The organism is Amycolatopsis kentuckyensis (assembly GCF_002155975.1).
GTDB lineage: Bacteria > Actinomycetota > Actinomycetes > Mycobacteriales > Pseudonocardiaceae > Amycolatopsis > Amycolatopsis kentuckyensis.
This window is the reverse complement of the sequence record NZ_MUMI01000497.1, coordinates 1-5007: the sequence shown is the minus strand read 5'-3', so window position 1 is coordinate 5007 and position 5007 is coordinate 1. Positions and strand designations below refer to the sequence as shown.

General features: G+C 72.7%; 7 protein-coding genes. 4 read left to right on the top strand and 3 right to left on the bottom strand.

Annotation, left to right across the window (positions count from 1 at the left end; all coding sequences use genetic code 11):
- Positions 1–202, bottom strand: a 202-nt coding sequence (locus CCN39_RS51350; RefSeq protein ID WP_208630581.1) for a hypothetical protein, incomplete at its 3' end; no start/stop codon positions are given.
- A 95-nt stretch (positions 203–297) separates the two neighbouring features.
- On the opposite strand from CCN39_RS51350, the gene CCN39_RS38585 reads away from it, so the two are divergent.
- Genes CCN39_RS38585 through CCN39_RS38575 form a run of 3 tightly spaced genes read left to right on the top strand, consistent with a single transcriptional unit; the run spans position 298 to position 2310 of the window.
- On the top strand, positions 298–759 hold the full coding sequence (locus CCN39_RS38585) for a low molecular weight protein-tyrosine-phosphatase (RefSeq protein WP_086850798.1): 462 nt from the start codon (positions 298–300) through the stop codon (positions 757–759).
- 49 nt (positions 760–808) lie between these two features.
- Positions 809–1642: an SURF1 family cytochrome oxidase biogenesis protein gene (locus CCN39_RS38580; protein ID WP_086850797.1), complete on the top strand. Its 834-nt coding sequence runs from the start codon at positions 809–811 to the stop codon at positions 1640–1642.
- Positions 1643–1692: 50 nt separating this feature from the next.
- Positions 1693–2310: an FMN-binding negative transcriptional regulator gene (locus CCN39_RS38575; protein WP_086850795.1), complete on the top strand. Its 618-nt coding sequence runs from the start codon at positions 1693–1695 to the stop codon at positions 2308–2310.
- 746 nt (positions 2311–3056) lie between these two features.
- Here the strand turns inward: CCN39_RS38575 and CCN39_RS38570 are convergent.
- Positions 3057–3941: a cobalamin biosynthesis protein CobD/CbiB gene (locus CCN39_RS38570; RefSeq protein ID WP_086850792.1), complete on the bottom strand. Its 885-nt coding sequence runs from the start codon at positions 3939–3941 to the stop codon at positions 3057–3059.
- Positions 3942–3983: 42 nt separating this feature from the next.
- Entirely contained in the window at positions 3984–4688 is a 705-nt protein-coding gene (locus CCN39_RS38565) for a FadR/GntR family transcriptional regulator (protein ID WP_086850791.1), read from the bottom strand.
- Between the two features lie 102 nt (positions 4689–4790).
- On the opposite strand from CCN39_RS38565, the gene CCN39_RS38560 reads away from it, so the two are divergent.
- The coding region (locus CCN39_RS38560; RefSeq protein WP_167455306.1) for a gluconokinase at positions 4791–5007 on the top strand (217 nt) is incomplete at its 3' end.

Sequence of the window (5007 nt, the reverse complement as noted above, 5' to 3'; positions counted from 1 at the left end):
GCCGGGTCGGGCAGCGCCCGCGCCGGACCGGGCCTGGCTGGATCACGCCGTGCCAGGCCGGGTCGGGCAGCGCCCGGGCCGGGCCACGCTGACTCGCGCCGGGCCGGAGCGGCAGCTCCCGCGCGGGCCGGGCCACCCGGGCTGCGCCGCCGGACCGGATCGGGCCGCGCCGGGCTGCGCTGCCGGGCCGGGCCGGGCGCACTCCTTCACCCCGCCCGCCGGGTCGCGCGGGCGGGCCCGGCACCCACCGCGCCGGAGCCCGTCCGGCCGCGGCACCCCGGTCGTTACGCTCGGGGCGTGACGCACATCGTCTTCGTCTGCTCCGGCAACATCTGCCGCTCCCCGATGGCCGAGCTGGTTTTCCGGGCCAAGCTCGACGATGCCGGGCTCGGCGACGCCGTCCGCGTCACCAGTGCCGGCACCGGTCCGTGGCACGCCGGGGAGCCCGCCGACAAGCGCGCCCGCGCGACGCTGAAAGCGCACGGCTACCCGACCTCGCACGTCGCGTCCGAGGTGTCGGACGAGGATCTCGCCGCCGATCTGCTGCTGGCCGCGGACGAGGGGCACCTCGAATTCCTGCGCGCCCGGGTCGGCGACCCGGGCAAGGTGCGGCTGCTGCGGTCGTTCGACCCCTCGGCACCCGAAGGCGCCGAGGTCCCGGACCCCTACTACGGCGGCGACGACGGCTTCGAAGACGTCCTCGGCATGGTCGAGCGCGCGGTGCCCGGTTTGCTGGATTGGGTGCGTTCGCGGAGGTAGCGGTCACGGCCCGCGCAGGCCCGCGGGCGGCACGGGCTACCGTGGTGGGGTGCGGTTGCGGTTCCTGCTCCGGCCCGGGTGGCTGGCTCTGACGGCGGTGGTGTTCACCTTCGCCATCTGCTGCTTCACCCTGCTCTCCCCCTGGCAGTTCAGCCGCAACACCGAGCGCGAGCAGCAGAACTCCGCCTTGGAGACGTCGTTCACCGCGGCGCCGGTGCCGCTCGCGCAGCTGCTGCCGCCGGGGAGCGTGCCCGGCCCGCACACCGAATGGCACCTCGTCTCGATCACCGGCCAGTACCTGCCGGACAAGGAGGTCGTCGCGCGGCTGCGGACCGTCCAGGGCGAAGGCGCCTTCGAAGTCCTGACGCCGATGCGGACCACCGACGGCACGGTCGTGCTGATCGACCGCGGCTACGTCCGGCTGGACAGCAAGTCCGCCGCGCTGCCGTTCGCGCCGCCGCCGGCCGGGACCGTCCAGGTCACCGCGCGGGTGCGCGCCGACGAGACCGACCCCAAGAACCGCGCTGCCTTCGCCGACGCCTCGACCGGCGGGCGGCTGCAGAGCTACGTCGTCGACTCCCGGGTGGTGGCACGGGCGGGCGGGCTCGACATCCGGCCGGGGTACTTCCAGCTCGACCTCGGCCAGCCCGGCGTGCTCGGCGCGCTGCCACTGCCGCAGACGGACTCGGGGCCGTTCCTGTCGTACGCGCTGCAGTGGATCGCGTTCGGCGCGATGGCGCTGCTCGGCTGGCTGTACTTCACGGTCCGCGAGCTGAAGCCGGGTGGGGCGCTGGACGCCTCCTCGTCTGCGCCGGCTCGGCGGAAGTCCGTCGCGGAGATCCTCGCGGAGGACGAACTCGCCGAAAGTGGCCATCAGAAGTAGGCCGGAAATGGCCCTGTGGTGAGGCCACTTGCGGTGGTGATACTCGGGGCATGTTGATCCACCCGTGGGACGCGTCCTCCGCTGCCGAGTGGCGGGAGTGGCTGTCCGCGCACGACTTCGGCCAGCTGATCGCCGGCGGCCGGGGCCGGGACCTGCCCGTGGTGACGCCGGCGCACTTCGCCTTCGACGGCGACCGCACGATCGTCACGCACCTGGCCCGGCCGAACCCGATCTGGCCGCTGCTGGAGGAGCACCCGCGAGCGCTGCTGACGGTGATCGGCGACTACACGTACATCCGCGCGGACTGGAACGCGACCGGGGACCCGGCGCTCGGCGTCCCGACGTCGTACTACGCGACGGTGCAGCTCGAAGGGGACGTCCGGCTGGTCGACGACCCGGCGGCGAAGGCGGCGCTGCTCGACAGGCAGCTGCGGCACTTCGAGCCGGACGGCGCCCGGGCACCGGTGAGCGCGGCCCAGGACGCACCGGACCGGCGGCTGCTGCCGGGGATCCGCGGGATCGAATTCACGATCACCGGGGTCCGGGCGAAGTTCAAGTTCGGCGGGAACAAGACAGCCGAGGATCGCGAGCGGATCGGGGATCGGCTGGCCGAGCGGGGTGGCCCGCTGGACGAGGAGGCGTTGGCCCAGCTGCGGCGGCGGGGCTGAGAGAGCTCGAGGTCCGCCAGACGCTGCGGCGAGCCGCCGCAGCCCAGGAACGGGACAACGCCCACGAAACGGGAATGGTCCCGTCGGTGACGAACATTTTGCGGGATCCGGCTGATCTGGCTCTCCCCGAAGCAGAACTCGGCCCTTCACCTTCCGAGCGGCCCAATTACCATTGGAAGGACTTCCGGACCTTCGACGGCATTGAACGCAACGTTGACGTTACGCCAATCGTCCTGAACGTGAAATCTGTGATCCGATCGTGAGTTGATGATAGGCCAACGGGGTGCCACGTCCGGCCAGTCGTTGCGTCCTCGGAGCCACCCACGATGAAGCGCCCACAAGCCGCAGATACCCCGGGAGACGAGATGTCTTGGACGTGCGCCAAGTGCAACCACCGGAACCACGACGACGATGCCGCGATATGCGGTAGCTGCCCCAAAGCGAATCCCGGCAGAAACTCATGGAACCCACACACCCCCGAACATCAGTATCTGGGCCGAGTCACATGTCCTCATTGCGGGTATTCAAACGCCAGCGGTCAGGACAAGACCTGCTACCGATGCGACAAAAAGCTCAGACCCGGGCGCTGACGACCCGGGTGCCCGGCGTTGTGCTGTCCTCAGCAGCGAAACGCTGTTGCTCACAGTACGGCGTTCCTGCTGGACGGGGGCCTTCGCGCCTCGCATGATCCCCGCCCCCGGCAGCCCCACGGTCCACAGCCGGCCAACTTTGTGGACAACGAGCCGTCAGCGGCGCCCGAAACCCGCCACCACGGCGACCACCACCGACGTCGCCCCGGCGAGCCAGCCCACCACGCGGGACAGCTCCACCGCGCGCGTCACGTGTCCCGCGTCCGGGTTCCGGCCCACTCCCAGCACCGGGAGCTCCAGCACTCCGTGCGGGTACACCGTCCGGCCGCCGACGCGGATTTCCAGCGCTCCGGCGAAGGCCGCCTCCACGCGGCCCGCGTTCGGGCTCGGGTGGGCGATCGTGTCCCGGCGCCAAGCCCGCCACGCGCCGCCCGCCGAGCCGCCGACCACCGGGGCCGCCAGGACCGTCAGCGCCGCCGCCACGCGGGTCGGGACCAGGTGGACCAGCTCGTCCGCCCGGTCCACCGCCCAGTGGCCGCGGCGGCCGACGCGTGACCGGCGCAGCAAGCTCACCGCCCGGGCGCCCAGCAAGCCCGGCACGCCCGCCAGGGCGCCCCACACCAGCGGGGCCACCACCGCGTCCGACGTGTTCTCCGCCAGCGTCTCCACCGAGGCGCGGGACAGCGCGATCGCGCCCAGGCCGTCCGCCACCCGGGGGTCCAGCTCGGACAACGTGGCCCGGGCCGGCTCGAAGCGGCACTCCTCCAGGTCGCGGGCCAGTTCCGTGCCCTGCTGGGCCAGGCCGGCCGCGCCGAGGACCGCCCACGTCGTCACCGCCGTCGCCGTGGCTTGGGCCAGGGGGCGGCCGCGGCTCGCCCGCTCGAGCAACGCCCCGCCCACGACGAGCGCGCCCGCGACCACGGCACCCGACCGGTGCGGGAGGCGGCGGAACGCCGTCACCGGGAGGCGGCGGCGGGGGTCGCCGAGGGCGCCGTCGGCCGCCACGCCCAACACCAGTCCGATCGCGCGCGCCGCGCTCACCCGTGCCCCCCGGCGGAAGAAAGTCCAGTTGCCTCCGGGAGGCTACTCGGCCTCGGGGTCCCCCTCCGCCACCAGGGCGGCGATCTCGTCGCGGGCCTGGACGACGATGTCGCGCATCGCCCGCTCCGCCCGGTCCGCCTCCCCGGCGGCCACCGCCGCGGCCACCTCCACGTGCAGCGCCACGGCCTCGGGCTGCGGCTCCGGCGGCATCAGGCCGTGCCCGGTGCGCCCGGTGAGCACCTCCGCGACGACCTCCGACAGCTGCCCGAACATCGGGTTCCGGGACGCGGCGAGCAGCAGGTCGTGGAAGGCGATGTCGAAGTCGAGGAACGCCGCGAGGTCGCGCGCCCGGGCCGTTCGCGCCAGCCGCTCCCCCAGCGCACCCAGGCGGCCGCGTTCCTCCGGCGTCGCGCGCAGGGCCGCGAACCGCGCCGCGCACGGCTCGATCGCCGAGCGCAGCTCGTTCAGCGTGGCGAGCGCCGCCGGGCGGGCCGGGCCGTCGAGCTGCCAGCGGATCAGCCGCGGGTCGTAGTGGTTCCACGCCGCCGGCTCCCGGACGATCACCCCGACCCGGCGCTTGCTGGTGGTCAGCTGCATCGTCTCCAGCACGCGCACGACTTCGCGGGCCACGGTCCGCGAAGCGCCGTAGCGTTCTTGAAGGTCTTCCGAGCGCAGCACGGTGCCCGGGACCAGGGATCCGTTCGCGATCGCCGCGCCGAGGGCAGCCAGCACCTGCTCGTGTCTCACCCGATCAACTTAGCGGTCTGACTCGATTAAGTAGTACTTCATCTTGAATAAGTAGTACTTTTGAGTTTCACTCACCTGGGCACAACGAAGTGGGAGGTGCGGATGACCGTCATCGTGGTGATGGGCGTGTCAGGCTCCGGGAAGACGACGATCGGCACGGCGCTCGCCGAGGCCCTGGGCGTCGAGTACGCGGAAGCGGACACGTTCCATCCGAAGGCCAACATCGACAAGATGACCGCCGGCACGCCGCTGACGGACGAGGACCGCGCCCCCTGGCTCGAGGCCATCGCCGGCTGGATCCGCGAGCACCAGGCGAGCG

Bases quoted from the DNA above. Each gene is read 5' to 3' on its own strand.
- CCN39_RS38575 (WP_086850795.1), top strand. From the start codon at position 1,693: ATGTTGATCCACCCGTGGGACGCGTCCTCCGCTGCCGAGTGGCGGGAG.